Here is a 466-nt window from a genome sequence, read left to right as displayed (position 1 = left end):
CCGCCGAGGCCATCATGACTACCGACACCGTACCCAAGGCAGCGTCGGCCACGTGCACGTTGTCGGGCAAGACCGTGCGCATGTCGGGCATCAGCAAGGGTGCGGGCATGATCCGTCCGAACATGGCGACGATGCTCGGCTTCATCGCGACCGATGCCAATGTGGATGACGCGGTGCTTCAAGGGCTGGTGCGCCATGCCGCCGATCATTCGTTCAACAGCGTGACGGTCGATGGCGATACCTCCACCAACGACTCGTTCGTCGTCATCGCGACGGGCCGGGCCGGTACGCCGCGCATCGATTCCGAATCGCACCCCGACTACGCCGCGCTGCGCGATGCGCTGACGGGCCTCGCACAAGAGCTGGCGCAGAAGATCGTGCGCGACGGCGAGGGCGCAACGAAGTTCATGACCATCCAGGTCGAGGGCGGCCGCAACGTCGAGGAGTGCCGCTTGATCGCTTACGC

The 466-nt window shown here is 65.2% G+C and carries 1 protein-coding gene; it reads left to right on the top strand.

Annotated elements, in window-relative coordinates:
* Positions 1-14: 14 nt before the first annotated feature.
* A partial coding sequence (locus I6F21_RS37730; RefSeq protein WP_225184385.1) for a bifunctional ornithine acetyltransferase/N-acetylglutamate synthase occupies positions 15-466 on the top strand: 452 nt, incomplete at its 3' end.

The organism is Bradyrhizobium sp. NBAIM03, assembly GCF_020194055.1.
GTDB classification, from domain to species: Bacteria; Pseudomonadota; Alphaproteobacteria; order Rhizobiales; family Xanthobacteraceae; genus Bradyrhizobium; species Bradyrhizobium yuanmingense.
This window is presented reverse-complemented; position numbering and strand designations above follow the sequence as displayed.